Origin of the sequence: Odoribacter sp. AF15-53 (assembly GCF_003479425.1) — a bacterium.
Lineage (GTDB): Bacteria > Bacteroidota > Bacteroidia > Bacteroidales > Marinifilaceae > Butyricimonas.
Genome location: NZ_QUHC01000011.1, coordinates 107,710 through 134,007 on the forward strand (window position 1 = coordinate 107,710; position 26,298 = coordinate 134,007).

24 protein-coding genes are annotated in these 26,298 nt (G+C 38.1%); 7 read left to right on the forward strand and 17 right to left on the reverse strand.

The window, feature by feature from the left end; all coding sequences use genetic code 11:
• Positions 1-72: 72 nt before the first annotated feature.
• The 10 genes from DWW52_RS17660 to DWW52_RS17705 form a co-directional block, all read right to left on the reverse strand.
• A complete protein-coding gene (locus DWW52_RS17660) occupies positions 73-1,275 on the reverse strand; it encodes an NAD/NADP octopine/nopaline dehydrogenase family protein (RefSeq protein ID WP_118716841.1) in 1,203 nt (400 codons plus the stop codon).
• A gap of 89 nt (positions 1,276-1,364) precedes the next feature.
• Positions 1,365-2,657, reverse strand: coding sequence for an ATP-grasp domain-containing protein (locus DWW52_RS17665; protein WP_158582655.1), 1,293 nt, complete (start codon positions 2,655-2,657; stop codon positions 1,365-1,367).
• Between the two features lie 102 nt (positions 2,658-2,759).
• On the reverse strand, positions 2,760-3,827 hold the full coding sequence (locus DWW52_RS17670; RefSeq protein ID WP_118716845.1) for a hypothetical protein: 1,068 nt from the start codon (positions 3,825-3,827) through the stop codon (positions 2,760-2,762).
• Complete coding sequence (locus tag DWW52_RS17675) at positions 3,824-4,912, reverse strand: hypothetical protein (protein WP_118716847.1); 1,089 nt, start codon at positions 4,910-4,912, stop codon at positions 3,824-3,826. The genes DWW52_RS17670 and DWW52_RS17675 overlap by 4 nt, the downstream gene beginning before the upstream one ends.
• The gene (locus DWW52_RS17680) at positions 4,893-5,561 is read right to left on the reverse strand and encodes a sugar transferase (RefSeq protein ID WP_118716849.1); all 669 of its coding nucleotides are present in this window, start codon (positions 5,559-5,561) and stop codon (positions 4,893-4,895) included. Before DWW52_RS17680 ends, DWW52_RS17675 begins: the two co-directional genes overlap by 20 nt.
• 2 nt (positions 5,562-5,563) lie before the next feature.
• The gene (locus DWW52_RS17685; RefSeq protein ID WP_118716851.1) at positions 5,564-6,760 is read right to left on the reverse strand and encodes a glycosyltransferase family 4 protein; all 1,197 of its coding nucleotides are present in this window, start codon (positions 6,758-6,760) and stop codon (positions 5,564-5,566) included.
• A 22-nt stretch (positions 6,761-6,782) separates the two neighbouring features.
• Positions 6,783-7,817, reverse strand: a complete 1,035-nt coding sequence (locus DWW52_RS17690; RefSeq protein ID WP_118716853.1) for an EpsG family protein — start codon at positions 7,815-7,817, stop codon at positions 6,783-6,785.
• 80 nt (positions 7,818-7,897) lie between these two features.
• Positions 7,898-9,184: an oligosaccharide flippase family protein gene (locus DWW52_RS17695; protein WP_118716855.1), complete on the reverse strand. Its 1,287-nt coding sequence runs from the start codon at positions 9,182-9,184 to the stop codon at positions 7,898-7,900.
• Positions 9,185-9,454: 270 nt separating this feature from the next.
• Entirely contained in the window at positions 9,455-10,201 is a 747-nt protein-coding gene (locus DWW52_RS17700) for a hypothetical protein (RefSeq protein ID WP_118716857.1), read from the reverse strand.
• Positions 10,202-10,214: 13 nt separating this feature from the next.
• Entirely contained in the window at positions 10,215-10,736 is a 522-nt protein-coding gene (locus DWW52_RS17705) for a UpxY family transcription antiterminator (protein ID WP_118716859.1), read from the reverse strand.
• Positions 10,737-11,542: 806 nt separating this feature from the next.
• On the opposite strand from DWW52_RS17705, the gene DWW52_RS17710 reads away from it, so the two are divergent.
• The 5 genes from DWW52_RS17710 (at position 11,543) to DWW52_RS17730 (ending at position 15,715) form a co-directional block, all read left to right on the forward strand.
• Positions 11,543-12,046 (forward strand): imm68 putative immunity domain-containing protein, encoded by a 504-nt coding sequence (locus DWW52_RS17710; RefSeq protein WP_118716861.1) that lies wholly within the window; start codon positions 11,543-11,545, stop codon positions 12,044-12,046.
• A gap of 57 nt (positions 12,047-12,103) precedes the next feature.
• A complete protein-coding gene (locus DWW52_RS17715) occupies positions 12,104-12,388 on the forward strand; it encodes a hypothetical protein (protein WP_118716863.1) in 285 nt (94 codons plus the stop codon).
• Between the two features lie 234 nt (positions 12,389-12,622).
• Complete coding sequence (locus tag DWW52_RS17720) at positions 12,623-13,054, forward strand: DUF6756 family protein (RefSeq protein ID WP_118716865.1); 432 nt, start codon at positions 12,623-12,625, stop codon at positions 13,052-13,054.
• A gap of 28 nt (positions 13,055-13,082) precedes the next feature.
• Entirely contained in the window at positions 13,083-13,577 is a 495-nt protein-coding gene (locus DWW52_RS17725) for a hypothetical protein (RefSeq protein WP_118716867.1), read from the forward strand.
• Positions 13,578-13,927: 350 nt separating this feature from the next.
• Positions 13,928-15,715 (forward strand): outer membrane beta-barrel family protein, encoded by a 1,788-nt coding sequence (locus DWW52_RS17730; protein WP_118716869.1) that lies wholly within the window; start codon positions 13,928-13,930, stop codon positions 15,713-15,715.
• A 129-nt stretch (positions 15,716-15,844) separates the two neighbouring features.
• On the opposite strand, the gene DWW52_RS17735 is transcribed toward DWW52_RS17730, so the two are convergent.
• On the reverse strand, positions 15,845-16,690 hold the full coding sequence (locus DWW52_RS17735) for a 3-hydroxybutyryl-CoA dehydrogenase (RefSeq protein WP_118716871.1): 846 nt from the start codon (positions 16,688-16,690) through the stop codon (positions 15,845-15,847).
• 39 nt (positions 16,691-16,729) lie between these two features.
• Positions 16,730-17,509 (reverse strand): short-chain-enoyl-CoA hydratase, encoded by a 780-nt coding sequence (locus DWW52_RS17740; protein ID WP_118716901.1) that lies wholly within the window; start codon positions 17,507-17,509, stop codon positions 16,730-16,732.
• 92 nt (positions 17,510-17,601) lie between these two features.
• Here DWW52_RS17740 and DWW52_RS17745 point away from each other — a divergent pair, with 92 nt between their 5' ends.
• Positions 17,602-18,198, forward strand: coding sequence for a MarC family protein (locus DWW52_RS17745; protein ID WP_118716873.1), 597 nt, complete (start codon positions 17,602-17,604; stop codon positions 18,196-18,198).
• Positions 18,199-18,301: 103 nt separating this feature from the next.
• Here the strand turns inward: DWW52_RS17745 and DWW52_RS17750 are convergent, their stop codons facing one another.
• From DWW52_RS17750 to DWW52_RS17770, 5 genes are all read right to left on the reverse strand, one after another.
• A complete protein-coding gene (locus tag DWW52_RS17750; protein ID WP_118716875.1) occupies positions 18,302-18,952 on the reverse strand; it encodes a tetratricopeptide repeat protein in 651 nt (216 codons plus the stop codon).
• Between the two features lie 243 nt (positions 18,953-19,195).
• The gene (locus tag DWW52_RS17755; RefSeq protein WP_118716877.1) at positions 19,196-20,551 is read right to left on the reverse strand and encodes a porin; all 1,356 of its coding nucleotides are present in this window, start codon (positions 20,549-20,551) and stop codon (positions 19,196-19,198) included.
• A 24-nt stretch (positions 20,552-20,575) separates the two neighbouring features.
• Complete coding sequence (locus tag DWW52_RS17760) at positions 20,576-21,997, reverse strand: glycerophosphodiester phosphodiesterase family protein (RefSeq protein WP_118716879.1); 1,422 nt, start codon at positions 21,995-21,997, stop codon at positions 20,576-20,578.
• Between the two features lie 20 nt (positions 21,998-22,017).
• Positions 22,018-23,370, reverse strand: a complete 1,353-nt coding sequence (gene glpT, locus DWW52_RS17765; RefSeq protein ID WP_118716881.1) for a glycerol-3-phosphate transporter — start codon at positions 23,368-23,370, stop codon at positions 22,018-22,020.
• A gap of 102 nt (positions 23,371-23,472) precedes the next feature.
• On the reverse strand, positions 23,473-25,050 hold the full coding sequence (locus tag DWW52_RS17770; protein ID WP_118716883.1) for a glycerol-3-phosphate dehydrogenase/oxidase: 1,578 nt from the start codon (positions 25,048-25,050) through the stop codon (positions 23,473-23,475).
• 335 nt (positions 25,051-25,385) lie between these two features.
• Between DWW52_RS17770 and DWW52_RS17775 the strand changes: the two genes are divergently transcribed.
• The gene (locus tag DWW52_RS17775; RefSeq protein ID WP_118716885.1) at positions 25,386-26,159 is read left to right on the forward strand and encodes a DeoR/GlpR family DNA-binding transcription regulator; all 774 of its coding nucleotides are present in this window, start codon (positions 25,386-25,388) and stop codon (positions 26,157-26,159) included.
• Positions 26,160-26,298 lie beyond the last annotated feature (139 nt).

Genomic DNA, 26,298 nt, shown 5'->3' on the forward strand with positions numbered 1-26,298 from the left:
ATACATTTTCATCATCATATCAATAATAATCGGTAAATGTCCAATCTTGCAATTTTTAAATTTACATTTTTATTAATCAATACAATCTTCAATAGTATTAAAACCATAAAAGCATGGAATACCAGCTTTCAAGGGCTCATTCAGATCGGGGCTATTTAACATCAAATGATTATCATCATCAATAATATTTTCCTGACGAATTATCTGAGCCCAATGAAGAATTTCGTCAATAGTAGGAGTAACTATATTCAATTGTTCTGCCATCCATTTTGCAATACAATTACCATAATAGATATCATCCAGAAAAAAACGATGATTACGATCGACCTCCCAAGTTCCTTCACTATTTTGAATAACAGGTGTCTTGATCGAAACTAATGTCTGAGAAGTTACAAATGACTCTTTTATGTCAGTATTATGTGAATGATAAGAAAAACGTTCCAATGCAAGGTAATCAAGCATATAACTGTAATCCTTTTCCGGATGCAATTTTTTTATTGCATTACGAATATTTGTATAATCAGTATCAAGATCTGCCAACAACTTTGCTGAAATATCATCATAATCTTTATAGAACCACGGAACACTCTCTTCATTTTTCCAAGTCGTTCCATATACCTTATACAGTCCTAAACAACGAGATGTATGAATGATCTGATTATCAACAGATAACGTCAAAGACAAGAAATTATCACTCTGTTCAACCTTTCCTTTACCGAACCATTTATAACAAATATATTCTAAAAGTTCCTCATTAACTTGGTTAAAATAATCCATGGGATAAGTTGCTGCATAGTTTACAGCTTTGCATCCATAAGTAACACCAGTATGTCCATATTCTATAATACGACAAATCCAAGGAATCAGCCCAAAAGCAAAGGTTACAATTTTAGTTAACCCATACTGCTTCTTAATTTCATCAACCATCCAATTCCATCCTCCTTGACCATAAACCGTACCTACAAATACCGTTTTATCTTTATTAATGAATGGTGCAATTTTTTGAAGTGCAACTCTGTATTTATGAACAGGCATACAAAACACAATATAGTCCGCATCCGGGAATAAATCTTCTGGATTATTGGATATCGTTTTTAAATCACCAGAATAAGTTCCTAATACCTTACCTGAAGGATCATGCCATTCCAAATTAATTGTTTTTGCCCATCGCTCAGGGCGTGAAGTATACACTGACACTTCAAATATTGAATCTTTCAAAAAAGGAATTAAAGCGTGAGCACTACTACCTCCACCACAAATTACTAGTTTCTTCATATGATATAATATATAAAATTTCTAATTATTATTCTCTATAAACAAGATTGAGATTTTTTGAAACTTGATTATAGCTTATATAACTTTATTCAATCAAATAATTGTTCCGGATCAAACTTATTAATAAGGATTGACTCCCCCCTCTCATTAAGAACGTCAAATACATTATTTATATACGCAACATCTTCTTTTACTTTTATCACATTATCCACTACTATTTCAGCAGTAAAAATAGGTTTGTCAACTGTTTTATCTTTAGTATAATGATAACCCACTTCGTGGTATTGAATAGTCGAAATACACGATGGAAGCTTCTTGACTTCTTCTATCCCTTTAATTTCAGAAACAGTTTCATCAGAACCTTTTAACAGATAATTACAATCCAAAGCGTACTTATGATTATATTTTGCGATATCTTTATCTATCACATTTATATCATAAACCATTTTCCCCGCAAGAGCATACCTAATAATCATATCCACAGGATCATATCCAATACATTTTTTCTCGTGATTATAAAAAGAACCACCTAATCTACAACCCATTTCAAAAAAAGTGATTTGATTACCTTCAGTATATCCTTGCATAAATAAAAGCCCATCTTTAAAACCTAAATCTTTAAACATATTAATGACCTTATCATTAATACGATCAAGATAAATATCAATTGCTTTTGATGGAGCCATACTAATATTTGCATAATTCACTGCACTCCCTCTATCAGATGTCACATACCTATCAAACATAGAGAGTAATCTAAATTCTCCATCAACGGCAATATAATCCAATAAAAAATCTCTCCCCGTTATATAATCTTCAATAATCGCTTTGTTTGTTGAAGAATAACTAACTGCCTCTTTGAATTGAATCTTCAATTCTTCTTCATCATTACAAACACCAGCACCACGCGAACCACTCCCATCTAACGGCTTCACAAAAACAGGATAATTAATCTTGTCATACATTTCGACAGGAATTAAATCTCCAACAAGATAAGTTTTAGGAACTGGTACATCATACTTGTCACAAGTATCTTTAAAATCTATCTTGTTAGTCGACATAGTTAACATTTTAGGCGTAACATAATAAGGTAATCCCAAACGTTTGCATACTTCATAACAAGGAGCCAAAAGAATATCAACAAACCCTGTTGTTACGCCATCAATATTTTCTAGTTTACACAATTCAACTATTGCATCGACATCAAGTGCATCAATTAATACCGCCTTATCTGCTATTTTTTTTGCAGGAGAATTTCTATCATAATCAGCAACGACCACATAGACACCCATAGCTTGAGCATGCCTGACGATATCACAAGCAAGTGTTATGCCACCTAACACTAGCAATTTTTTCCCTCTAAATTCTTGATTGTTTTCCATTTTCATTTTTTGTTACTGTAATTTGTCACAGATACATTACAATAAGCTACATTATTGATAGGTTTTACTTGAGAAGTTGTGATAACTTATTAATTTCTTGATTTATTGACGATAAAATATATCTTCACTTTCCAGAACGATAGGCTCTGTATCAACGTCTCGAAGAAAAATATATGGTGAGTCATAATGAAAAAATGGTGCTTTTTTTACACTATGTACACCCCCATTTTCCATAATTCTAATTGTATCTTCAATCAAATCAAAACCGACTTGAGCCATAACGCCCGTGTATGCCATATGTCGAATATTCACTTCTGTAACCTTCATATTACCATTTCTATCCTCTTTCAGATCAAAAGATAAAACCCCATGAGCTACCACATTCAGTTTCTTACACAAATACTTTATACAATCATCGCAAAATTTATTAATACGATCCTCGTTCAAAAATCGGCCAAATGCAGTATTACCTGTCACATGAGATGGAGCGGTATTTGCCATCACATATTCGGCACACTCTAGTGCTGCACCTTTCACGTATTCATTATTATAATAAAGCATTTCATTGGCTAAATGTCGACCTGGTAAAAATTCACTAACAGTAAACTCAGGTATCTGATTATTGATAAAAAGCCAACTCTTGTAACTACTGAGGTTTTCCAATTTAAGAGACCCTAACCCACCAGTACCTTCAGTTGCGCGAATCCAACAGGGGAAGCCTATCTCTTTTTCCACTTCTTCAAACCGGGGATCATCCTGTGTTACCTTAATGGTTTTAGGAATAAAATTCGTATCTCGCAATAATTCAGCCATGATAGACTTATCTCTCAACGATTCTGATAATAATTTACATCCCATAAAAACAGGACATGGAAAAACCTTATGTTTTTCAAAATAATCTCCCCACATAATAATTTCACTCTCTGGCTGAACAAATGCATAATCAACTTTTTTTTCTGCCACCAACTTCTCTATGAAAAAAAAGTATTCTGGATCAGTACATTTGGGACATACCGAATAATCGTCCAATAGACCTTTTATGAAAAAGCCAATAGCTTTTTTATTTACATCTATCCCGATTAACTTGTAATCAGGATGATTTTTCCGGATTATCTTCGCTATTGAACGAGGAGTTAACCCACCAATCCCCGTTATCAAAATTGTTTTCATATGTTAATTCTATTACAATAATTCTTTATCAATTCCACAACCCTTTTCATTTGCCCCTCATCATACCGTTGATCACAAACCAGTGATAATTCACTATCATAAAAAACATCTGCTTGTATCGAATTAGATAATAATTGGCTTTTAGACCAATGAACAGGACAATAAACGTTATTATCAATCAGGTATTTTCTTAACGAATTTCGAATCTCTTTTTTGACAAGAATTGGCACAAATAAAGGTACACACCCATTACCATATTGAAACATCATTGATATATGATCTAATCTAGATAACTCTTCATATAGCAATACAGCATTTTGCTGACGACAAATTTTTATTTGCTCCAAATCTTGTCTGTTCAATAACTGTAATGACGTTTTATCTATCAGGTAATCTTGGTAGTCACTCGACAAATTCTTATTGAAAGAAGCGAATAGACGCAAGAAATCTTCTTTTACAATAGCAGTATCACCATGTATATAAAAATATTTCTTTCTCATTCCCTCACGTTTATCTTCCACGAAATCACACTCTTTCAACAATGATTTAAAGAAATATCCATTCTTTTTAGAAACAATAGCCCCAGTAGGGATTCCCATCCATTTTCTAAGACTACAGAAGCAATAATCTGAAATCAATACAAACGGCTCTCCATTATTAAAAAAGTCATGCGTCTTATCGTAAAGAATGATTACGCCTTTTCTCCGCATATTTGCAACAACCTCAAAATCAACGCCTGTACTAAAACCAAAATAATTACAGATGTATAAAATATCTATTTCTAAAGTTGTATCTATATCACACTTAATATTTCCCTTCTCATATCTAATATCATAGAAAATAACATTAACATCTCGATTTTTAAAAGGATATATCATTGAATCACAGCAATAGGCAGGCATATATACTGTGGCTATTTTTCTATCGCATGCAATATCTTGACAAATATAATCTATGGCAGTTCTCCCCGATAACACCAATCGATTATCCCCACCAAAGCCATTCTCCTTAAAATCATGATATATATCATTACTTTCATTGGCTACATCATCAACCCAAAATTCACTACCTATTTCCTCTTTCACGTGCCTTATCCACTAAATCTTGTCTACCCATTGCTTGCCATTGAGCAATTCTATAGTCATCAAAATCAATAACATCTACCCCCACACCCACATTCTCTCTTTTAAAAACTTTATAAACGGTAAGAAAAAATATTTTCGCATCCATCCACAAACTCATGTTACTAACATAATCAATATCATAAGCTAATTTCTGTTCCCACGTAATAGATTTTCGACCGTTTACCTGTGCCCAACCCGTAATTCCAGGACGGACATCATGTCGATGTTGCTCTTTTTCATCATAATAAGGAAGATATATTGTAGCAAGAGGCCTCGGCCCGATCAGAGACATATCTCCTTTTATCACGTTGAACAATTGTGGCAACTCATCCATTGAAGTAGAACGAATGAAACGTCCTATTTTTGTCAATCGCTGATTATCAGGAAGTAATTTTCCATCTTTATCTCGTTCATCCGTCATAGACTTGAACTTGATCACTTTGAATATTTTATTATACTTCCCAGGTCTTTCTTGAAAAAAGAAAACTCCAGCTCCTTTATTAGCAAAATGAAGCCCAACCATAATGACCAAAAACAATGGCCAAATCACCAACAACACGCAAAATACTATGATAAAATCTAACCAACGTTTTAAAAATCTTCGATACATGATTACTTCTCAAAAATTTCTACAATACTTTCATAAGTTTTTCTACGATCGAAACGTTCCTCCGCAAGCACCCGGGATTGCTTACCCATTTGTAGCCTAATTTTTTCATCCAAAACTAATTTTTCTATAGCTAACGCCACATCTTCCGAATTTCCCACTTCACAATTTATTCCACAATTATACTGATCAATAAGCATACGATACTCCTCACATTCTTGGGTATTAATAACAGGAAGTCCAGACAAAGCGTAATCACCTACTTTATTAGTTATACTTTGTGCAGCCCCTTTGTTTATAGGGTTTACAACAATATCACAAGAACACAATAATCCAACCATCTTTTCATACGAGAGTCTCCCCGTAAATTCTGCATAAATTTCTTTTTCATTTGCATAACAAGTAAATTTTTCTCGCAAAGGCCCATCTCCAATTATCATAAATTTAATATTACGATTTACTTGGCCCCTCTTTTTCACAACATCCAAAGCATCTATAACACACTCGATATCATAACTATAACCCAAAGAACCTATATAACATAACCAAATCTCATCATCAGGTTTATCAACATGATATTTCAATTTTGCAGAATCAAAAACGACCTTATCATTTCCTAAGTAAATACCCAAACCTGCACCATTATTTCCCCGTACAGACATAGCTCTATTTTTATAGGTCTCTGAAACAGCTATCACCTGATCTGCAAGTTCATAAATACGATTAGCATATAATTTAAAAGGAAATAGCAACACATTTCGTAAAAAACGATTTTTTATAACCAATCCAAAAGCTTCCGGCCACAAATCTTGGACATCTTCAATAAACTTCACATTATGCCGACGAGCATATTTTCCTGCTTTCAGTGCAACTGTTAACGAAGGTATGGCACAATAAATATAATCAGGAACAGGATGCGAATTTAGATACTTTCCCACATTCATTCCCCATTTCCAATGACTATACAATCTTTTAAAACTAATATTAGACTGATAACCAGGCTCATGTACATAAGTAATTATAGATTTATATGCATCCACGGGTGCTTCTTTAAACTTTTTCATCCCATGACTGAAATCACTTGTGATCAACTCAACACAGAATCCTCTATTGGCCAACATTTCTGCTAAATAAAGAAAACGTCCATTGATAGTTCCATCAAACTTACGGCAAAAATTTGCTATAATATAAATTGTTTTCATTTAAAAAAATTAAATTTAAAATCTATTGAAATAACATGTTTTTATAGGGCAATACCGTAGCTGAATTATTTAATAAAAAGATAAAGAAAAAAATTGCCATAGCCGTATTTATTAAAAAGATAGGAACAAATTTATATTCCATACGGTTATGCAGAATAAAAATTGGAAATACGATAACCTGAGCAATACTAAACAAAAGTACCACTCTTAACCCTAATTCTGCTCTAAATGTCAGATTAGTTACCAATATTGAAAAGAAATATATTTTTAACCAAAGATTCTGTCTGTATTCTTTCTTGATCAAAGAATAAATACAAACAAACAAAACGGACCAATATACTGCAAGCATTGCTGCCTGTAGAACTCGTTGTCCAACACGCAAACCATTATCTCCAACTGTTAAATATTTACCATACGAACCCATCAATCTAATGAATAACGAATTATTAAAAATAAAAAAACCAATTACAAAAGAAATTAAGAGACATGACAAAACAAACACAGGAGAACGTAGATCGATTCTTCTTAACCACAACATTGCCAAAGCCAATACAGAAAGTGTATGACACAACGTTGCTAATATTACGCAAATCACAAAGCCTGTAATACGTTTTTCATTTAATAAAGAATAAGCATAGAATATGATTGAAATTGCTATTAATTGTCTAAAAATATTCATTGCATAAAATACAAAAAACAACGCAAATAACACAAAGAAAGAATATCCATAATTGGGGCTACATTTTATGATGGTTTTACCAAATAACCCCATCATTATCAAACTTAGTACCCACTGAGAAAAATGGAAACTACATCCTAATCTAAAACACAATAAATTTAAATAGCCGAATAATGGTTCTGGATAACCTAAATACCCATGATTTCCTATTGAATAATATGTCTCTGCATAACGAAACGTATCTGCCCCTACCGCCATATCACGAAATCCTATAAGCAGAGAAAATAGTAGAGATATTAACACTACAATCCATTTTTTTCTACAAATAAAGAAACTGAATATCGACAACAAAAGAAATAATGAAATAAATACAATCATTATGACTACAATAATGTAATTATATATAATTAAAAATTACAATACGAACTCAACTGAATAATATACATGAAAGTTACACTTTATATTTCCCTATCTTTTATTTTCAGATAATATACAGTTATCAAAATCACCAAATAAAATGCAGATGAAACGACATAAGCTATTGAAAAATAGAAGGCGGCATTCTCGCCTCTATCTTTTTGAATTAACCAATAAGCTAACACTAGAAGTAAAATATCACGTAACAGACGCATCGCAAAAAAATGCCAATTCTTACCTATTGTAATAAATTCCGCCCTAAACACATTCGAACAACAATTAAATATTGCTGCCAATATTATAATATTCAATACCGAAGCCATCCCGACAAATGTTTCACCATACCATGAAACAATCCAACTAGAAAGAAAATAAACAATAATAAATGGAATTAACGTACAAACTAAATTAACTAATAGCATCACTTTCATTGTTTTATTATGACGTCTACAATCGTTTGTACTATTAGACAAATGAGATAATATCACATTCGACAATAAAATAGGAATAAACGTGATGAACAACTCCCATTGACTTGTCGCAGAATATATTCCCAATTCTCCCAATGAGGATAATTTGGTAATCAAAAACACCCCACCTAAATTACAAATATTAATACTAATCTCTTGCAATGCTATAGGTAAAGAAAAGCGAAACAATTCTTTAACAAAAGAACAAGGATGTTGTTCTGGGAGATTCTTCATTATAGAATGAAGCGCCCCATAATTAATCCAACAATTAAACACTTGAGAAAAAAATAATGCCCCCAATGCCCCCTTCAATCCACCCCAATAAGCCATAGGAATACACAACAAAAAGAAAACGATTCCTGACCAAATACTATTCTGCGCAATAACTTTAAACACGCCAAAACCTGCCAATATACCAGATTGAGTTGTTGAAATTGCTTTCAATACAATAATAACACCTAAAACTTGAAAAGCCAATGTTAAGCGCGGTTCATCAAGATAAACTGCCAACGTTTGAGCAAAAATAAATAATAAAATTGCCAATATTAAACTCGTAACTAAGGTGACACTTAAAGCTCCTCGACATATTGCTTTCAATCTAGATTCATCAAATTGTTTAAATTCTGCAATATATTTTGTCGAAGTAAAATTTAATCCAAAAGTTGCTATTGAAGCGATATTAAACATTGTGGTTTTAATTACACCATATTCGCCATATAAATCTTTACCCAGAAATCGAGCAATAAAAATACCTCCCAGTAACAGTAAACCATAACTTATACCATTACCAGAAATTGCCCAAAACGAATCCTTAAAAAGTTGGCTTTTTTTTATCCGATATAAAATGCTAACATTCATTATCACGATTTTTACTCCATGCAAGAAATAGAATATCTTGTAATCCTCACAATTTAAATACCCTTAAATGTATTAGGCAACTTCATTAACAGATATATCTAAGCTTATGAATATTCATTTTATCAAACCGATATTTTTCTCCATTTTACAACAACAAAAAACTTAATTTCAGTTATCCTAAAACGACACGCAGGAAAATCATTTAATAACCATACCTTTCTTCCATCGTACACACAGTCACATATCATACATTATAAAGCACAGAACTATTTATTTTCCGAAAACCTCATTACACATTATAAATTCCCGTCTTGCCAAAATATCAAACACTTTTGCAATCAAACAGACATCACTATTATTTTGTTGAAAATCTTCTATCTTTTCATCCTCGACCTGTTCTACACTTACACCTAACCGTATTCTCTCACCAACTAATCGCTCCTTTTCTTCAACTGGTACTTCCATTTCCCCAATAACACTCTCATAAGTCCGAATAGCCTCCCACCAAGCAATCAACTCCTCACAACTAAATTTCCGACTTAATCCTAGGGCTTCCGTTACAAGGCTCCTAGCCAATAGCCCACTTTCTTCCTCTCCGGTAAAATAATAACAATTACAGAGTAACCGACAGATATTAGGTGTCCGGCAAGGTAAAACCATTTTCTCACTTCCTTTAGGAGTAAGAATCTCGTAAGCTGTATCCAAGGCTACATCCAAAAAATTCATATCCGAATACAACAGATAAGCGTCCATTAAATCCACCACGTATCCGGCCCGTGTATCCACGGGAATATCACCATCTTTCAACAACTCTTGGATCATCCGTGCAATCTCACGTACTCGTTCATGAATATCCCACGGCCCTTCAAATTCGTCTTCCAACCACGGATAGACTCTCACCATAGAATAAACAGACAAGTAACCATGCAAGAGTCCCGAAAGAGATGACGGGGGACAATCCTTCAGCGTCAACCCACATGTCCGCTTGTACAACTCTCGAAATAAATTCTTTTCCATTGTTTCGTGTTAACTACTCTATTTTTTCCAAAAACGATCCCGGTATAAAAGATGTCGCAATGGATGCCACTCCTTCCAAACGAACGACAACCCGTTTGTGTCCTTTCAAACGCACCAGTTCCCCTTCCAATCCTTGTAAAGACCCTTTGATTACTCTCACCCGATCCCCCCGCTTCAAATCTTTATTAAGAACCTCCACTCCCTCGGTTGAAAAATCCAACAGGAACATGAAATCCTGCATTTGTTTGTCCGGGATAATCAAAGAATGACGATTTTCACGATCTTTCAAATAAACGATATTCAACAGGTAATCATTCAACAAAGAAAAACTTGTCGCTTTATCCGTACGGATAAAAATCATCCCGTGGATCAAGATTACACGTATTTTCTTCCGTCCAAGCGGGGTGTCACGAACTTGTTCCTCTTGTGGCAAGTAATTCTCGATACCCAACTCGTCCAGTTTCTTTTTAATAATTAATTCCTGATTTACACGGGTGTAAGCCGCATACCAGTTTAGATTATCACTTGTTACCATGAATTGTTTTTTAGCGGAAGCTCCTGTTTCTACTGACAATAACCGAAATCACGATTTAACCGGATACGCTTCGCGCACTAACCCCGTCACGAGTTCTGATTTCTTTCCATATGTCCTACACGCTACACTTAAACAGCAATAACGCACAGAAGCTGTCTGCAAAACGTCATTTAGATTAAAAAACGATCGTTTAATGACAGAGATACTTTTAGAGATTTGTCGTTTTAAGCAAAATCACAAACGCTTGATTGTTAAAAAGAAAAAATAATTCATTTTCATTTGCGCAATTCGAAATTTTCGTATCTTTGCGACGCATTAAACGATCGTTTTAAAATAACTTGCAAATTAGAACAAAACACAACGAATCTACTGAAACAGTGCTCATTACGCTTTACTTTCTATAAAATGAAGTCACCCTTAAGCCAAATGCAGCAAGAGTTCGATTACCTTACTTCCGTAACGGATAAAAATTTCAGCCAAACACTTATTTTTCTGCATATTACACCGATTCACATAACTACGACCAACTCGTTGTAACTTAATTTACAAGTAAAAAGAGGAACTGTTCGAAAAGTTAAGGTAAAACACACGACACCCCATGCGGCCGTAAAAGAAAAGCAAGGGTTTCAAACTATAAATGTTAAAGCCTGCCCGATTTGCAAAAAAAGTGCAGCACGCCGTTCGTGGTGTACTGCACTTTTCTTACATTTGCCTTACAAGTGATATATTAAAGAAAATAACAGCGGATTTCACAAATTTCGCTGTTAGTACAATATTATCGCTAAATAAATTACAAACTAAAGAATATGGAACTTTATATAAAAAAATGGTGGGGCAATTATATAGGTGGATGTGATGATTCCCTTCTATTGCTGGATTATTTCGGAAATCAGGAACAATATAATTTAGAGTTAAGTAAAATTTTATCCGATATCCATTTGAATGTCTTATTAAAAGAAGACTCTGTGAATGGAGGAGACGTTTATTTCTGCATAGATGAGTCTTATGAACCGCATTTCGATATGGCTATTGATGTAGTAATTGACTTGTCGGCCATTTTACTGGAAAGTATAAAAAATGGAGAGGTTAACATAGAAGAATTAGATCCCAATAGCGAATATTCTAATTTCTTCTCTATTTCTACATCAAAAGATGACGCAATGCTACTTCTAAGTGGTTTGAACAAATTTATAAATGCCCCACAAGAATACGAATTGGCAGATTTTATGGATGAAAACGAATTGAAAGAATTAGTTGATGCCTGTAAGGAGATGAGCAGTATATTAACCGATTGCATTAGCCAAATGTAGCTAACAAGTACCTGTTTCGCCTAACGGCGGCAAGCTACAACCCATTATCAATAAAATATGACACCAAGATTTAAAGTTGATTTTAATGAATGGTTAGAAGATGATATCGTCTTATTTTCTCAATCCGATGTAAGGAAAGATGTTTATGGGAATGAGCATTTTCTGACAGAAGGCTTAAGAATTGAAATTTGTGAAATCGATTATGACGAGGCAGGCAACAGGGATGACTTATGGGCTAGTGGATATGTAACAGTATGTAATATTCCAAACTTTGCATATGTTAAATGGTGTTGTAAGATTGACAACAAAGAGGTAAAACATATTGGGAAGGCAGCGTATTAGAACCTGATGCCGTAAGGCAATAATATAAAAATTAGCACAGAAGAGAATAATCATAGAGATTTTATGTACTATGTGCAAATGTCTCTGGCAAAATGCAAAAGAAGAAAATCGTGTATGACTTCAACTTGTTGAAAAGAGATTTGAGCATGATTAAAAAATGGGAAAATAGCTGACCGACGAATAAAAAACTCCCAAAGTAATTTTCATCGGACATTATCAACTAAATAAAATACCATGTTTGACTATAAAGAAATCGAAAGGACAATCAAGGATAATAATCTTCTATTTCAGAAAATAGAAGATGCAGATAAAGAATGTTTGATACAAAGACTATATGATACTTTCGTGGTTGGTAATCCTCGTGCATTATGGTTAAGCTTTAAGTATATACCCTACAGCATAGACTGCAACAGGGAAGACCCCTATTGGCATTTGTTAGATATCATAGACAAGAATAGGGTTCTTTACTTTATTATTGACTATTGGAACAAAGATTTCGTCATTTATAAAGCAAAAATGTCCGACATACATATATTCATAGGTGATTGTGAAGGTCTGGATGAGTTTTATCTGATGACATCGGATTTTATGGAATTATACAGCATAACAGACCACGATGATTTACTTCATATTGATGTGAGGAAAAATAAAAAAATTTCTGATTGATTAATAACCCCAAAATAGAGAACAAAAAATGGATATAGCAGAATTGGAAAAGTTTAGCAAAAGATGTTCCCAGGAATTGCCCCATGAAATCGACAAAATACTGGATAGCGCCAAAGATAAAAACATGTGTGCCATTGGCTTTGTAACAACAGATGATTTTTATGGCTTTTATCTGACATGGGATTACAGCAATAACATCAATAAGTATTACGATTGGAAAAACGGACTTGAAGCAGATTTCCTTTATCAGCCTCTTGTCGATATTGTTGAAAATTGTAAAGATATTGATTTCTTTAATCCGTCCGACGAAAAGTGGGCGTTCGCACAAGCCTTACTTTCCGTATTAGAAAGAAGTATCAGACAAATTCCCGATAAAATATTCCAGAAAAACGGTTTTAAAAGAGAGGATATTCTATTCTTTTCAACAATGAGTGCCGGTGACTATATGCAAGAGATGATGGACACATCTGTAAAAATGTTTAATACGACAAAAACCATTGAAAAATATAAAATTGTAATATAATTGTTACATTACGGTTTATATAGGCTGGACAATTGTTATCGCTAAATAATGCAAGCTTAAATTCCACTCAAAACACAAAACTCCCCTGATAAAGAAGTAATCCTAGGGTAATAATACCCCTCTCTCGAAGCACCTTCGAAGCTTCCTCGTAGATCGAATAGCGGGGAACGGCGGAGCTCTGGCGAAGCCACGGTACTGCTTCAAAGGATGGGTATTATTACCTTAGGATCACCCTAGGTTTACTCACAAATTATAACGAACATTCTTTTTTAACAAATCCTAAAAATACACAAACCGGCACAAGTTTTCACACATATCCCTGTCAAACCCATAAACAACAAAACGGATATATGAAAAAACGGATTATTCAAGTACTCTTCTCTCTACTTCCCTTGTGCATGTATGAAGATATATTCGCACAAGAAAATAACAAAAGAAACAAAACCCCATGGAGCGGCGTGGTCTCGTTAAATTATGACTTCACGAACAACTTCACGGGAAACATAAATTTAGAATATAACCGGGAAAAATGGGATTTACACGTGGATTATTCGGGTCATTCCGACCGGATCGAGATCAGTAGCGAATTATTCCGTATCCCCGTGGGGACATCCATCAAATCCTTACAAAAGATCGAAACAGAACAACACCATCTAAGTCATGCTATCGGTTTGCAACTGAACCTTCGTCCTTCTTCCCGCAATCTCTTTTTCGGAGAATTTAAATTACAATTTCCAAAAATCACGACTAATCAGGATGTGAGTAATAACGGACTAAACGACGGGGTACACTCCACTTATGATGCCCATAACCGAATCGCTTTCAGCAGAAAAACCATCGAGGGTTCGTTAGCCCACAAATACATATTCGAAGAAAACAAGCATGAATTATCCACAAGCGGAGTTTTTTCCTACACGGAAGATTCCCGCCCGGCAACATATCACATAAACGAAATCCTATCACATACCGCAGACGGCAAAGAATCCCCCCGATTTGCCCAACTACAAGCAGATTATCTATACACGTTTGCAAACGAAGGACAATTGGAAGCCGGGATTCATTTTTTCTCCAGATGGAATAAAACACGATACTATTTCCACGACAAAGCACAGAATTCGGAAGAGTGGGTTAATAACCCTAATTTAAATCAAGGGGTAGATCACAGCGAATTCGTTTATTCCGCTTATCTCTCCTATTCCCGGCAATGGGGAGAACAATTCTCCTGTAAAATAGGACTATATTCGGATTACGACATCAGCCGGACAACACTCTTGCAAACAAACAGGAAAAACAATACAAACCGATTTTATCCCTATCCACGGTTAACAATCCAATACCACCTTTCGGATCGTCAGGAACTGGCACTCCATTTCAACCGAGAAAGCATCCGGCCGGATTACGTTCAACTCAACCCGTACACGAACCCGATCGATCCTATCACTTTCGAACGTGGCAATCCTTTTCTACGCCCGGAGATCATGAACCGGATCGCACTCCAATACTCCGTGACGGGTAAACAAGTACAATTAAACAGCAATCTCTATTTCAAATCCACGGAAAAGTTTATCACACCCGTTGCCCTCACAACAACTCCCGACACGTTAATCATGACCTACACGAACGGGGGAATCCAAAACGAAGTGGGTTGGGATATAAATTTACCTGCCCAAATTTTCCCATGGATGTCCCTGACCCCTTCGATCTCGCTTTTACACACGCATTCAACCGGAAAATTTCAAGGGATCGACCTTCACGTCGATGATTTCTGCTGGTCCAGCCATGTCGAACTTTCCCTGTTTGCGGGTAAATATACCGAATTTCAAGCCAGTTTTTCTTACCAATCGGCAACAAAGGTTCCACAATTCAAGGTAGAAGAAAATCATTATCTCGACTTGGCTATCAAACAAGGATTCCTGAAAGACAGGCTTCAGGTCAGTTTCTCCATCTCGGACGTGTTCGATACCTCGAAATGGACAGCCCGTTCAAATCAAGGCCCGCTTCGCCTGGAAAATTACAGCAAAGAAGCCACTCACGCCTATTGGATCGGGTTGACCTTCAATTTCAACTCGTATAGTCTCCGCCCGACAGCCGCAGACTCTCACCCGCAAAAACGTTCGACGATTAAAATCGGACAATAAAATAGTCCATAAAGTCCATAAAGTCATGGAAGTTTTTCGGACAAAGTAAAACGGCAGCTTAAGCTGCCGTAAAACCAAGCGCCCGCAGGGTCAAAGACTTTATAAACTTTACAGACCTTATGGACTATTTTATTTCCGATAATCGTAGAACCCGATTCCGGTCTTGCGTCCCAACAAGTTAGCACGAACCATTTTCCGTAATAACGGGTGCGGACGGTATTTAGAATCACCGAATTCGTTATACAATACCTCCATGATAGCCAAACATACATCGAGACCTATCAAATCGCCTAACGCCAAAGGTCCCATCGGGTGGTTGGCTCCTAATTTCATGGCCTCGTCAATCTCTTCCTTCGAAGCAACCCCGTCGGCATAAATACCGATTCCCTCGTTTACCATCGGGATCAGGATGCGGTTTACCACGAAGCCGGGAGCTTCGTTCACGCTTACCGGTGTCTTACCGATCTCGGAGGCAATAGCCATTACTCTATCGTGTACTTCTTGAGAGGTCAACTGACCTTTAATCACCTCTACCAATTTCATCATCGGTACCGGATTAAAGAAGTGCATCCCGATTACCTGCTCGGGACGGCTCGTGGCAGCGGCAATCTCGGTGATAGAAAGAGAAGAAGTATTCGTCGCCAGGATAGCTTCCGGTTTGCAGATAGCATCCAACGTTTTGAATATTTCATTCTTGGTAGCCATATCCTCGGCAACTACCTCGATAACCAAATCTGCATCTTTGCAATCTTCATAAACCATCGTGTCCTTGATCCGGGCATTGATCGCATCCTTCTCGGCTGCTTCCATTTTACCTTTCTCTACGAGCTTGGAAAGACTCTTCTCGATAGACTTGTGAGCTTTAGCTAAAGATGCTTCTGAACGGCCTTTCAACAAGACGTCATGTCCTGCTTGCGCGAAAGTCTGGGCTATTCCATTACCCATTGTTCCTGTTCCTACAACGCAAATTTTCATTTTATCCCCAAAATTAGTTTATTATAAATTAGTTTCCTCTTATTTCTTTTTGAAGTTGGCAGCCTTCTTACCCAGGAAAGCCTGCATCCCCTCTTTCTGATCCTCGGTTGAAAAACAAAGGCCAAACAAATCACTCTCGATCGAGATACCCGTGTCGATATCGGTCTCTATCCCCCGGTTGATCGCTTCTTTAGCATAACGCACGGCTAGCGGGGCCTTCGAAGTGATTTTCTTTGCCATAGCCATACACTCGTCCATCAAAGCATCCGGCTCGACAACCTTGTTTACCAGACCGATACGATAGGCTTCCTCGGCAACGATCACGTCGGCCGTGTAAATCAACTCTTTCGCTTTTCCCAAGCCCACGATGCGCGGCAAACGTTGTGTACCGGAAAATCCAGGGGTTATACCAAGTCCAACTTCCGGCTGACCGAATTTAGCTTTAGCCGAAGCGATACGAATGTCACAAGCCATGGCCAATTCACAACCGCCCCCCAAAGCGAAACCATTCACACCGGCAATAACAACCTTGTTCAGCAATTCTATTTTACGAAAAACGGCAGCCCCCAACTCCCCGAAAGCCTTTCCTTCTACCGCATTCAACGTGCTCATCTGGGAAATATCCGCTCCCGCAACAAACGAACGTCCCTCGCCCGTGAGAATCACCACGTCAATACTATCATCCTCGCTTATTGCCGTAAAAGCAGCATCCAATTCTTTCAATATCACGGAATTCAACGCATTTAATGCCTCCGGATTATTAATTTTTACCGTACAAATATTGTCTTGCTTTTCTACTATTAGTTTCGTATACGTCATAGCTTTACATTTCATTTTGATAACACCTCCGATTTCCTTATCTTTGCACTTCAAAAATAACCTTTAATTGAGAATTAACCAATCTTTTTGATATGAGTTTTTCCGATATTAATATTCAAGAACTTGCAAGCGCTTTCATGGTTTTATTTGCCGTTATCGACATCACGGGAGCGGTACCTATCGTTAACGACATGCAAAATAACGGACACAAAATTAGCGCCATGAAAGCCGCCTTGGCTTCATATATTCTCCTTGTAGCCTTCCTATTTGTAGGGGACGGATTGCTCAACCTGTTTAGCGTGGATATTTCTTCTTTCGCCGTGGCAGGTTCTCTCGTTATATTCGTGCTGGCCGTGGAGATGATTTTTGGAATCCCGATTTTCAAAAACGACAGCCCGTCAGGCACGGCATCCATCGTTCCGCTGGTCTTCCCGCTTATTGTCGGTGCCGGAACGTTAACCACCATACTGGCTCTACGGGCAGAATATCATATTATAAACATCATTATCGCCCTTACACTAAACATCATCGTGGTTTATTTCGTCTTAAAGAATGTTTCTCTGGTAGAAAAAATATTCGGAAAGGGTGGCGTTTACATCCTACGTAAATTTCTAGGAATTATCCTTCTTGCCATTTCCGTGAAACTATTTACCAGCAACTTGACCTCCTTGATTGATATTTTTAAATAAGAGGCCCGAAAGCCTCTTTAATTGTTGCAAGTTACAAGTTAAATCCCGTACAGTAACCTGTAACTTGCAGAGCGTAGCTCAACCTGTAACTTGTAACAAATCGCTATCTACAATAGCGATTTATATAAGCATTAACACTCGTAACACCCAAAGATTTAGCTTTTCGCCAATCGGCACAAGCCTCTTTACGTTTCCCGGTGCTGAAATAAGCAATTCCCCGGTTCGCGTAGATTGCCCCGCTTTCCTTGTTCAATTTAAGAGAATAGGTATAATCCGGAATGGCTTTTTCAAATTCTCGTTGTTTCAAATAACAGTTTCCCCGATTCAAATAGTAGGCATATACCAGCTCGTAGTCCTCCCCGTTTTTCTTGGAATATTGAATAGCCAAGGAATATTCTTTTATCGCGGCTGCAAAATTCTGCTGATTTTGATATATGTTCCCCAAATAATAACAAAGTTCATCATCTTCCTCAAAGATCGTCTTTCCCTTTATCAGGTACTCTTTTAACAAAGAAATCTGATTCGTATGAGTACAAGCCGTATTCAAGGAAGAATAAACCTCTCGCAATTTTGGATTTAGCCGATTCGCGGCAATTAGTTTTTGCACGGCGTCCTTATAATTCCCGTTTTCAATATCAGCATTCGCTTCATTCAATAGCTCGATTGGCCTATTGACGGCACCCATATCCACCTGACCTGACGCAATTTTAGTTACAGCAATCAAGGTCATCAATAAAAAAGTGACTCTTCTCATAATTTGGATCGCTAAATTAGTGTTTGTGTGTTTCGAATCCCAAAAATAATGAAAAGGAATTAAAAAGCAAATGCAATGACGTGAAAAAGTCTATAAGGTTTATAAGGTTCATAAAGTTTATAAAGTCGATGGACCCTTGCAGGGCGCTTTGTTCGCGGCAGTTAGACTGCCGTTTAACACCGTCCGAAGGACTCCCGTAACCTTATAAACTTTATAAACCTTACAAACTTTATGAACTCATTCCTAGAACGATACCATCAAGCGCATCTGTAACTGATGAAAGTTCTTATCCAGAGGGAAATAAACATTCTTCAAATTACTGTACTGGTATTCGCCCATCACCTTTATATATTGATTAAACGTGTAGTTCACGCCAATCGTGGCCGCATGTAATCTACCACCACCAATACTGGTTGACACGGGAGGATAGTCAGATACTACTCCATCGGGATAAAATTTCTGTTTACCGATCAAGAAAAAATCACCATTATTGATATCATTCAAATCGGTATAACTATAACGGGCAACAATCTCCAACGCCCCGTTGTCATTACATCCCTTCAACAAACCGTACTCGTCATCATAACCGTAACCATTTCCACGGATCAAGTATCCCATTTCCACGTAAGCACCTTGGAAATCAGAACTTCTCATGGGATTCCCGGCCTTCCATGAATCCAATGTCGTCCAACTCCAAACACCTCCCAATTGGCTTTCGAACAACTGTTCGTCCGGACGTTTCTTATAAATCTTTTTATAAATATACTCTCCTCGCATAAACATATTACTCGACACAACCAAAAATTCCGGTCCTACCGTAATCGTATTTTTAGCCCAAGGCACCTCCGCGTTCAAGAATTTCGTCGTGCCATCCACGTAAGTCTGCATATTCGATTCCAGATCAATCTCGGTCTTGAAAATATTATTTTCCACCTCTCCCGTATTTATCCTCCCGTAACGGAAAGAAGCTCCCACGTGTAAAGTAACAAACTCGTCATTGATCGGTTTGTATAACCAACGCCCGCTAAGACTCACGCCCTGGAAACCGGAAAGCTGGTCATTATACTTGTTCTCGGCAAAAATTCCTTGATCGGCAAAAAATCGTGCATCATAATACTTGTAGGTAATACCCAACGCACGCCCAGCAGACAAGGCCATCGCTGGAGCTGCACGTGAAATAAAGTGATAGTTATACAAACTTTCGTTCAGACTCATACTTGACGGCTCGTTGAAATACCCGGCCTTCAAACTATGAATCCCGTAAGGAGACTCACAAAAATTGTATCTTACAAAAAGATTCTTCTGCTTGAATGTTCCTTTTGAAAAATCGAAATCAGCATAAAAATAAAGCTGACGATAAGTCAACGAAGTACGAATACGCGCATCCGTGATAGCCGCACCCGACTTCATCGGCGTGTACTCCGAATGATAATAAGCCACATCGGCAAACAATCGAGCCCCGGCCGTGAAACGGATTCCTTTATCCTTATTGATATATTGCAAAAGAGGATTGGCGACATCCTCGGCTTGAGCTTTCACCATATTAGACGACAACACGAGAGCGACTAATATTACAGGGAATAATATATATTTTTTCATACTGGTCTGCATTTAAATCTATTATTAGTATCCTAATCTTTCCAACACTTCCTTCGCATCAACTAACGTCTCGGATGCAGGACTCTTTCTCCAGCCTTGGGTAATCATGTAATTGATACTCATATCCGAGTGATTCGTGAACAACGCATCCAGATAAGGAGCCTTATACTTTCCATCAATCTCGACACCGAAATTGTATTGTCCGAAATATTTCGCCATCTGATCGTACGTATCAAACGTGTAAGGATGATTCTTCATTCCTGACTTGTGAATCAGATAGTCCTGCCAGGGTTGGTTCAACTCCGGGTAATCGTTGGGTGCTCCCGCAATACACGGTCCGATAAAATGAGCCTTGTACTTCACCCCCAAATTAATGAAAGAAGCATAACCGAGAGGATCGTCATAAGTGATATCCGTCGCTCCCGTACCTTTCCACAGCAAGAAACACATCGGAACCTGTCCCTTGAAATGCTCTGCCACCCGGACCAAGCTTTCAAGCGAGAAAGTCTGAAGAATAACCTTTCCATTCGTGTTACCCGTGTTCACTTTCCCCCCCACATAAAATGGTGTATTTTCCGGTTCCGGCTGGGTAATGATATTCATTCCCAAACGATCCAATTCCTTGTAAACAATTTCTTCAAAACCGGTGGGATTCAACCACGGCTCCTTGAATTCAATATAAATTCCCGGACGGTTCCCCGTATCTTTCGGATCATCCATATACTCGAATGTATACTTGATCACGTCGGCTGTACCACTCAAACTCTTGATCTTCTCCCCGGTCTTCTCTCCCATCGTGTATACCCGTTTGCCATCAGCGTCACGCTTCAACATCTTCCCTTTGGAATAGGCAACAAGATCTTCCAACGTCGAAATATATTGATGTTGCTCCGAAAAACTAGGCCTAGCCTGCTCTATACTCGTCTCGTTAAACCAAGTTCCGGCATCCAACATCATCAACTCCTCGTAAGTGTAATAAGCCGGAAGATTCGGGACAAAGTTCTTGGCATCCACCTTCACCAACGAATCAGCCTGCTCCTCCGTGTACCCGATTCTCTCGTAGTATTTTTTCCGAATCTCGTAAGGAATTGTCTCCCCGAACACGTTCTCGATATTCGTGGTTCGTTTCAGATTGTCATCATGCAAGGCCAGCACGACCCCATCCTTGGAAACCTGCATATCACATTCCAAATAATCAGCACCGATCTCTCGTGCCCAACGATAAGCCGCCTCGGTCTCCTCGGGAGTCCAGAACGTTGATCCCCGGTGTGCAACAACAGCGTACTCCGGCACGTAATCCTGAACCTTGATCATATCGGGAGTCAAATGATCCAACTCAACGCGGTCTACATCGACATTTATGTTGTTGAATTTCTGATCTTCACACGACATGACCAAGGTGATTAACCCGCATGCCACTGCTGCATGAAAAAACTGTTTAATCATAATTTTGAATTTTAGAGCGATTAATGTTTGTTAGTATTACTCTCTTTCACTAAATATTGTTCTTCTTTCACTGTAAATGCCGTAAAAATAAATGCCAGAGCACAGGCGCTCAACAGGATGATAAAACTCCAATTCCAGCCTAAATGTTCCACCACGTATCCTAACATTATATTTGCTAACAACGCCGTTCCAAAAAAGTAACCGAAGAATCCGGTCAACCCGGCAGCCGTACCTGCCGCTTTCTTAGGTGCCAAATCAAGAGCATGTACCCCGATCAGCATCACAGGCCCGTAAATCAGGAATCCGATAGCAATCAGACATATACTATCCATCACAAGATTATGTTCCGTTTGCCAATATATAAACACGAACACGGCCACCAGCACCATATATATCATCGTGGTAATCGCCCTCCGTCCTTTAAACACGTAGTCACTCACGATACCGCAAATAATCGTACCGGGAATAGCCGCGATCTCGTAAGCCGAATAAATCCAACCCACCGTACCGCCATCATACCCTTTCACATCTTTCAAATAAGTCGGGGCCCAATCCAATACCCCGTACCTTACCAGGTAAATAAAAGCATTCGCAACAGCGATATACCACAATATCTTATTATTCAAAACGTACTTGAAAAAAATCTCTTTAGCCGTCAACTCCTCTTCCGACTTGGCACTATAATTCTTCGGATAATCATTACGATATTCTTCGATAGGCGGCAACCCGCACGATTGCGGGGTATCCCGGATAAGAATAAAAGAAATAACCACGATCACAAGAGCGACAACAGCCGGGAAAACGAATGTCGCAGACTGCCACGATCCGAACCAAACCAAACCCACCGAGAACATGATCCCGACCAAACTTCCCCCCACGTTATGGGCTACATTCCAGATCGACATCTTCGTCCCTCGTTCTTTCAACGAGAACCAGTGCGTCATCACCCGCCCGCAAGGAGGCCATCCCATCCCCTGGAACCAACCGATCAAAAATTGCGTGATAAACATCATCACGATCGAGGAAATTCCCGCACTCGTACCCAAAAACAAGGTGACAAGAGCCGACAATAACAACCCTAACGGTAAAAACTTACGGGCACTACTTCGGTCGGAAACCCCACCCATCAAAAACTTTGATATACCGTAAGCAATAGCATTAGCTGAAAGAGCTACCCCCAAATCTCCTTTATCAAACCCCAGCTCCTGCAGATAAGGCATAGCTAGGGTAAAATTCTTCCGTACTAAATAATACCCCGCATACCCGATGAAAATACCAAGAAAAACCTGCAAACGTAACCTTTTATACGTCGGGTCTATTTTTTCTTTTGGCAACAAGGGCTTATGAGGCTCAGGCTTCAGAAAACTCCACATGATACTAATTTTTGATTAATTTATATTGATTATAAGTTGACTATTGAAAACGTTTTCATTCCTACGCGTCACGTTTCTCACATGAAATACACCGGGCTAAAATCAAAGTATGATTTTAGCCGCGATGTAATTTTCTGCCAGTTCCGTGAATTCCTTCACTTCTTCATCAATCCATGCCTGATCCTTTCCAAGTTCCCGAGCCATGACCTTTGCCACCAACGGGGCAGCATTAATCGCTTCTCTCGCATCAACAAACAACAATCGAACCCTTCGAGCAAGAACATCTTCCACCTCTCTGGCCATTTCTGCCCGAACTGCCCAAACTACTTCGGCAACGGTATAATCATATTTATCTGACAGTCTTTTCCCGTACTCCGGATTCTCGGCAATCAATTTCAGAATCGCATCCTGATCACTACCGTAAACGTACATGTGATCTTTCAAATTCGGATTCTTCTTGTAGCCGTGTATATGGAATTTCTTCGTCACGCAAGGCCTGGAATCCACCAAGTTCATGGCGATCGCTTTATCCACCGTATCCTCTGCCATGCGACGATAAGAAGTCCATTTCCCTCCCGTGATCGTGATCAAATTATTATCGGAAACGATAATCTTGTGGCCCCGGGATAACTCCTTCGTACTCTTTCCTTCATGCTTGGGAGCCGCTAACGGACGCTGCCCGGCAAACACAGATTGAATATCGGCATACGTCGGGGCCGGATCCATGTATAAAGAAGCTGTTTTCAAAATAAAATCAATCTCCTCTTTCAACGGTTTTGGCTCGATCTCCGGAGTCGGACGCATGATATCAGTCGTCCCGACAACAACCTTGTCATGCCAAGGCACGGCAAACAATACACGCCCGTCACTGGTTTTAGGAACCATAATAGCGTAGTCACTTTTCAAGAATTTCATATCCAACACCAAGTGAACACCTTGACTCGGCGTAACCATCTTACTATGCCCCGGAGAGTCCATCGCCATCAAGTCGTCAACCAAGATACCACAAGCATTGATGACACTCTTCGCTTGTAACTGTGTTTCTTGTCCAGACTCGATATCCACGAATTTCACCCCGGCCACTTTACCGTTCTTATCATGTATAATACCGGAAACTTTCGCTTTATTCACAACGACACCGCCATTTTCCACGCACGTTTGCGCGAGATTAATTGCCATACGTGAATCGTCAAACTGCCCGTCATGATAAACAATCCCTCCCTTCAACCCTTTCTTCACGGATGTCGGCAGATACTCCATGACTTTCTTGGAAGAAATAAAACGACTTCTTCCGTACCCGAAGCCAAAAGAGAGTAAATCATAAAAAGTAAGTCCACAGAAATACAAAAAATTATCCCAATATGTATAATTTGATATAACAAAAGCTTGGTCTTTAACAAGATGTGGTGCGTTAGCCTTCATTCGTCCTCGTTCTCTTAAAGCCTCCAACACTAATGCGACATCTCCTTTTTGAAGATAACGTACACCACCATGTACCAATTTCGTACTACGACTTGAAGTACTTTTTGCAAAATCCGCCATTTCAAGAAGTGCAACGCTATATCCTCTTGTTGCAGCATCAACAGCAACACCTAAACCCGTAGCGCCGCCACCCACCACAACCATATCCCATACTTTACCGGGTTCCTGAAGTTTGTTCAACATATCTTTTCGGTTCATAACGCAGTTATTTTATGTGTTCGACAATCAATAATACCTAACCACTGACTCCAATAAAAGTTTCATCTCGTCCCGCAATCATGCTATATGCTTACGAATCGAAACTTCTCTTTTCTATGTTTCCTTTCTTTGTTATCAGTACGGATGACTCTTTGGTGAAAAAAACAGTCATTTTTCCTTTGGTATGGTCCATAATTTACGGGGAATCACCATAAAAGTTGCTATTTTTTAAGAAATATATCGTATCTGTTTAAAATTAATTACTAACTTGGTAAGCATTATTAGATAAAACAGATGTATATTTGCGTACATAGAAAAATGACCATCGAAACAAAATGAAAACATTATCTTTAAGCGAAAGACACAACTATATACTCGAAACGTTACGCCAACAAGGTTCTGTATCCGTAGTTGATTTGGCGAACCAATTGAAAGTATCTTCAGTAACAATTCGTAAAGACCTCACTTTACTCGAAGAGAAAAAAATGCTCTACCGTACTCACGGCAGTGCCATTTTAATCAATCCTTATATCAACGATCGTCATGTGAACGAAAAGGAAAAATCCTATCCTGAAGAAAAACGATTGATCGGTAAATATGCCGCCAGCCTGATCACAGCGGACGATTCTATCCTTATTGCCTCTGGAACAACAATGCATGCTTTAGCTAGAGAAATTGTACCGCAAGGACATCTTACCGTGATTGCCGCCGCCATCAACGTAACTAATATCCTAGCTCGCGATAAAAACATAGACATCATTCAACTTGGAGGGCTTGTTCGAAATACTTCTGTCTCCGTTGTCGGAAATTATGCTGAAAAAATGCTGGAAAACTTCTCTTGTAGTAAACTATTTTTAGGCGTTGACGGTATTGATCTGGACTACGGGTTAACCACGACCAATATGATGGAAGCCAACCTAAACCAAATTATGATGCAAGCCGTTCAAAAGGTTGTCGTGCTAGCAGATTCTTCAAAATTCGGTCGTCGAGGTTTTGGCAAGATCTGTGATTTAGATGCCGTTGACCATATTATTACAGACAAACATATCCCAAGTAAAACCCTTGAGGAATTAAGAGAACGGGGAATCGAAGTCACCGTTGCCGAATAAAAAAATAAATTGATTTACATCATAACCCAAAAACATCTAACTTATAGAATTTGTTAGATGTTTTTTATATTCTTTCCGATCCACGCCAAAGGACTTCTGATTCAAATTAAAAATTTACCCCCCGGCAGGTAACAAGTCA

What these genes read in the sequence shown, in the direction of transcription:
- DWW52_RS17660 (WP_118716841.1), bottom strand. Translation starts at nt 1,275, where the DNA reads ATGAAGAAACTAGTAATTTGTGGTGGAGGTAGTAGTGCTCACGCTTTA.
- DWW52_RS17665 (WP_158582655.1), bottom strand. Translation starts at nt 2,657, where the DNA reads ATGGAAAACAATCAAGAATTTAGAGGGAAAAAATTGCTAGTGTTAGGT.
- DWW52_RS17670 (WP_118716845.1), bottom strand. Translation starts at nt 3,827, where the DNA reads ATGAAAACAATTTTGATAACGGGGATTGGTGGGTTAACTCCTCGTTCA.
- DWW52_RS17680 (WP_118716849.1), bottom strand. Translation starts at nt 5,561, where the DNA reads ATGTATCGAAGATTTTTAAAACGTTGGTTAGATTTTATCATAGTATTT.
- DWW52_RS17685 (WP_118716851.1), bottom strand. Translation starts at nt 6,760, where the DNA reads ATGAAAACAATTTATATTATAGCAAATTTTTGCCGTAAGTTTGATGGA.
- DWW52_RS17690 (WP_118716853.1), bottom strand. Translation starts at nt 7,817, where the DNA reads ATGATTGTATTTATTTCATTATTTCTTTTGTTGTCGATATTCAGTTTC.
- DWW52_RS17695 (WP_118716855.1), bottom strand. Translation starts at nt 9,184, where the DNA reads ATGAATGTTAGCATTTTATATCGGATAAAAAAAAGCCAACTTTTTAAG.
- DWW52_RS17700 (WP_118716857.1), bottom strand. Translation starts at nt 10,201, where the DNA reads ATGGAAAAGAATTTATTTCGAGAGTTGTACAAGCGGACATGTGGGTTG.
- DWW52_RS17705 (WP_118716859.1), bottom strand. Translation starts at nt 10,736, where the DNA reads ATGGTAACAAGTGATAATCTAAACTGGTATGCGGCTTACACCCGTGTA.
- DWW52_RS17710 (WP_118716861.1), top strand. Translation starts at nt 11,543, where the DNA reads ATGGAACTTTATATAAAAAAATGGTGGGGCAATTATATAGGTGGATGT.
- DWW52_RS17715 (WP_118716863.1), top strand. Translation starts at nt 12,104, where the DNA reads ATGACACCAAGATTTAAAGTTGATTTTAATGAATGGTTAGAAGATGAT.
- DWW52_RS17720 (WP_118716865.1), top strand. Translation starts at nt 12,623, where the DNA reads ATGTTTGACTATAAAGAAATCGAAAGGACAATCAAGGATAATAATCTT.
- DWW52_RS17725 (WP_118716867.1), top strand. Translation starts at nt 13,083, where the DNA reads ATGGATATAGCAGAATTGGAAAAGTTTAGCAAAAGATGTTCCCAGGAA.
- DWW52_RS17730 (WP_118716869.1), top strand. Translation starts at nt 13,928, where the DNA reads ATGAAAAAACGGATTATTCAAGTACTCTTCTCTCTACTTCCCTTGTGC.
- DWW52_RS17735 (WP_118716871.1), bottom strand. Translation starts at nt 16,690, where the DNA reads ATGAAAATTTGCGTTGTAGGAACAGGAACAATGGGTAATGGAATAGCC.
- DWW52_RS17740 (WP_118716901.1), bottom strand. Translation starts at nt 17,509, where the DNA reads ATGACGTATACGAAACTAATAGTAGAAAAGCAAGACAATATTTGTACG.
- DWW52_RS17745 (WP_118716873.1), top strand. Translation starts at nt 17,602, where the DNA reads ATGAGTTTTTCCGATATTAATATTCAAGAACTTGCAAGCGCTTTCATG.
- DWW52_RS17750 (WP_118716875.1), bottom strand. Translation starts at nt 18,952, where the DNA reads ATGAGAAGAGTCACTTTTTTATTGATGACCTTGATTGCTGTAACTAAA.
- DWW52_RS17755 (WP_118716877.1), bottom strand. Translation starts at nt 20,551, where the DNA reads ATGAAAAAATATATATTATTCCCTGTAATATTAGTCGCTCTCGTGTTG.
- DWW52_RS17760 (WP_118716879.1), bottom strand. Translation starts at nt 21,997, where the DNA reads ATGATTAAACAGTTTTTTCATGCAGCAGTGGCATGCGGGTTAATCACC.
- glpT (WP_118716881.1), bottom strand. Translation starts at nt 23,370, where the DNA reads ATGTGGAGTTTTCTGAAGCCTGAGCCTCATAAGCCCTTGTTGCCAAAA.
- DWW52_RS17770 (WP_118716883.1), bottom strand. Translation starts at nt 25,050, where the DNA reads ATGAACCGAAAAGATATGTTGAACAAACTTCAGGAACCCGGTAAAGTA.
- DWW52_RS17775 (WP_118716885.1), top strand. Translation starts at nt 25,386, where the DNA reads ATGAAAACATTATCTTTAAGCGAAAGACACAACTATATACTCGAAACG.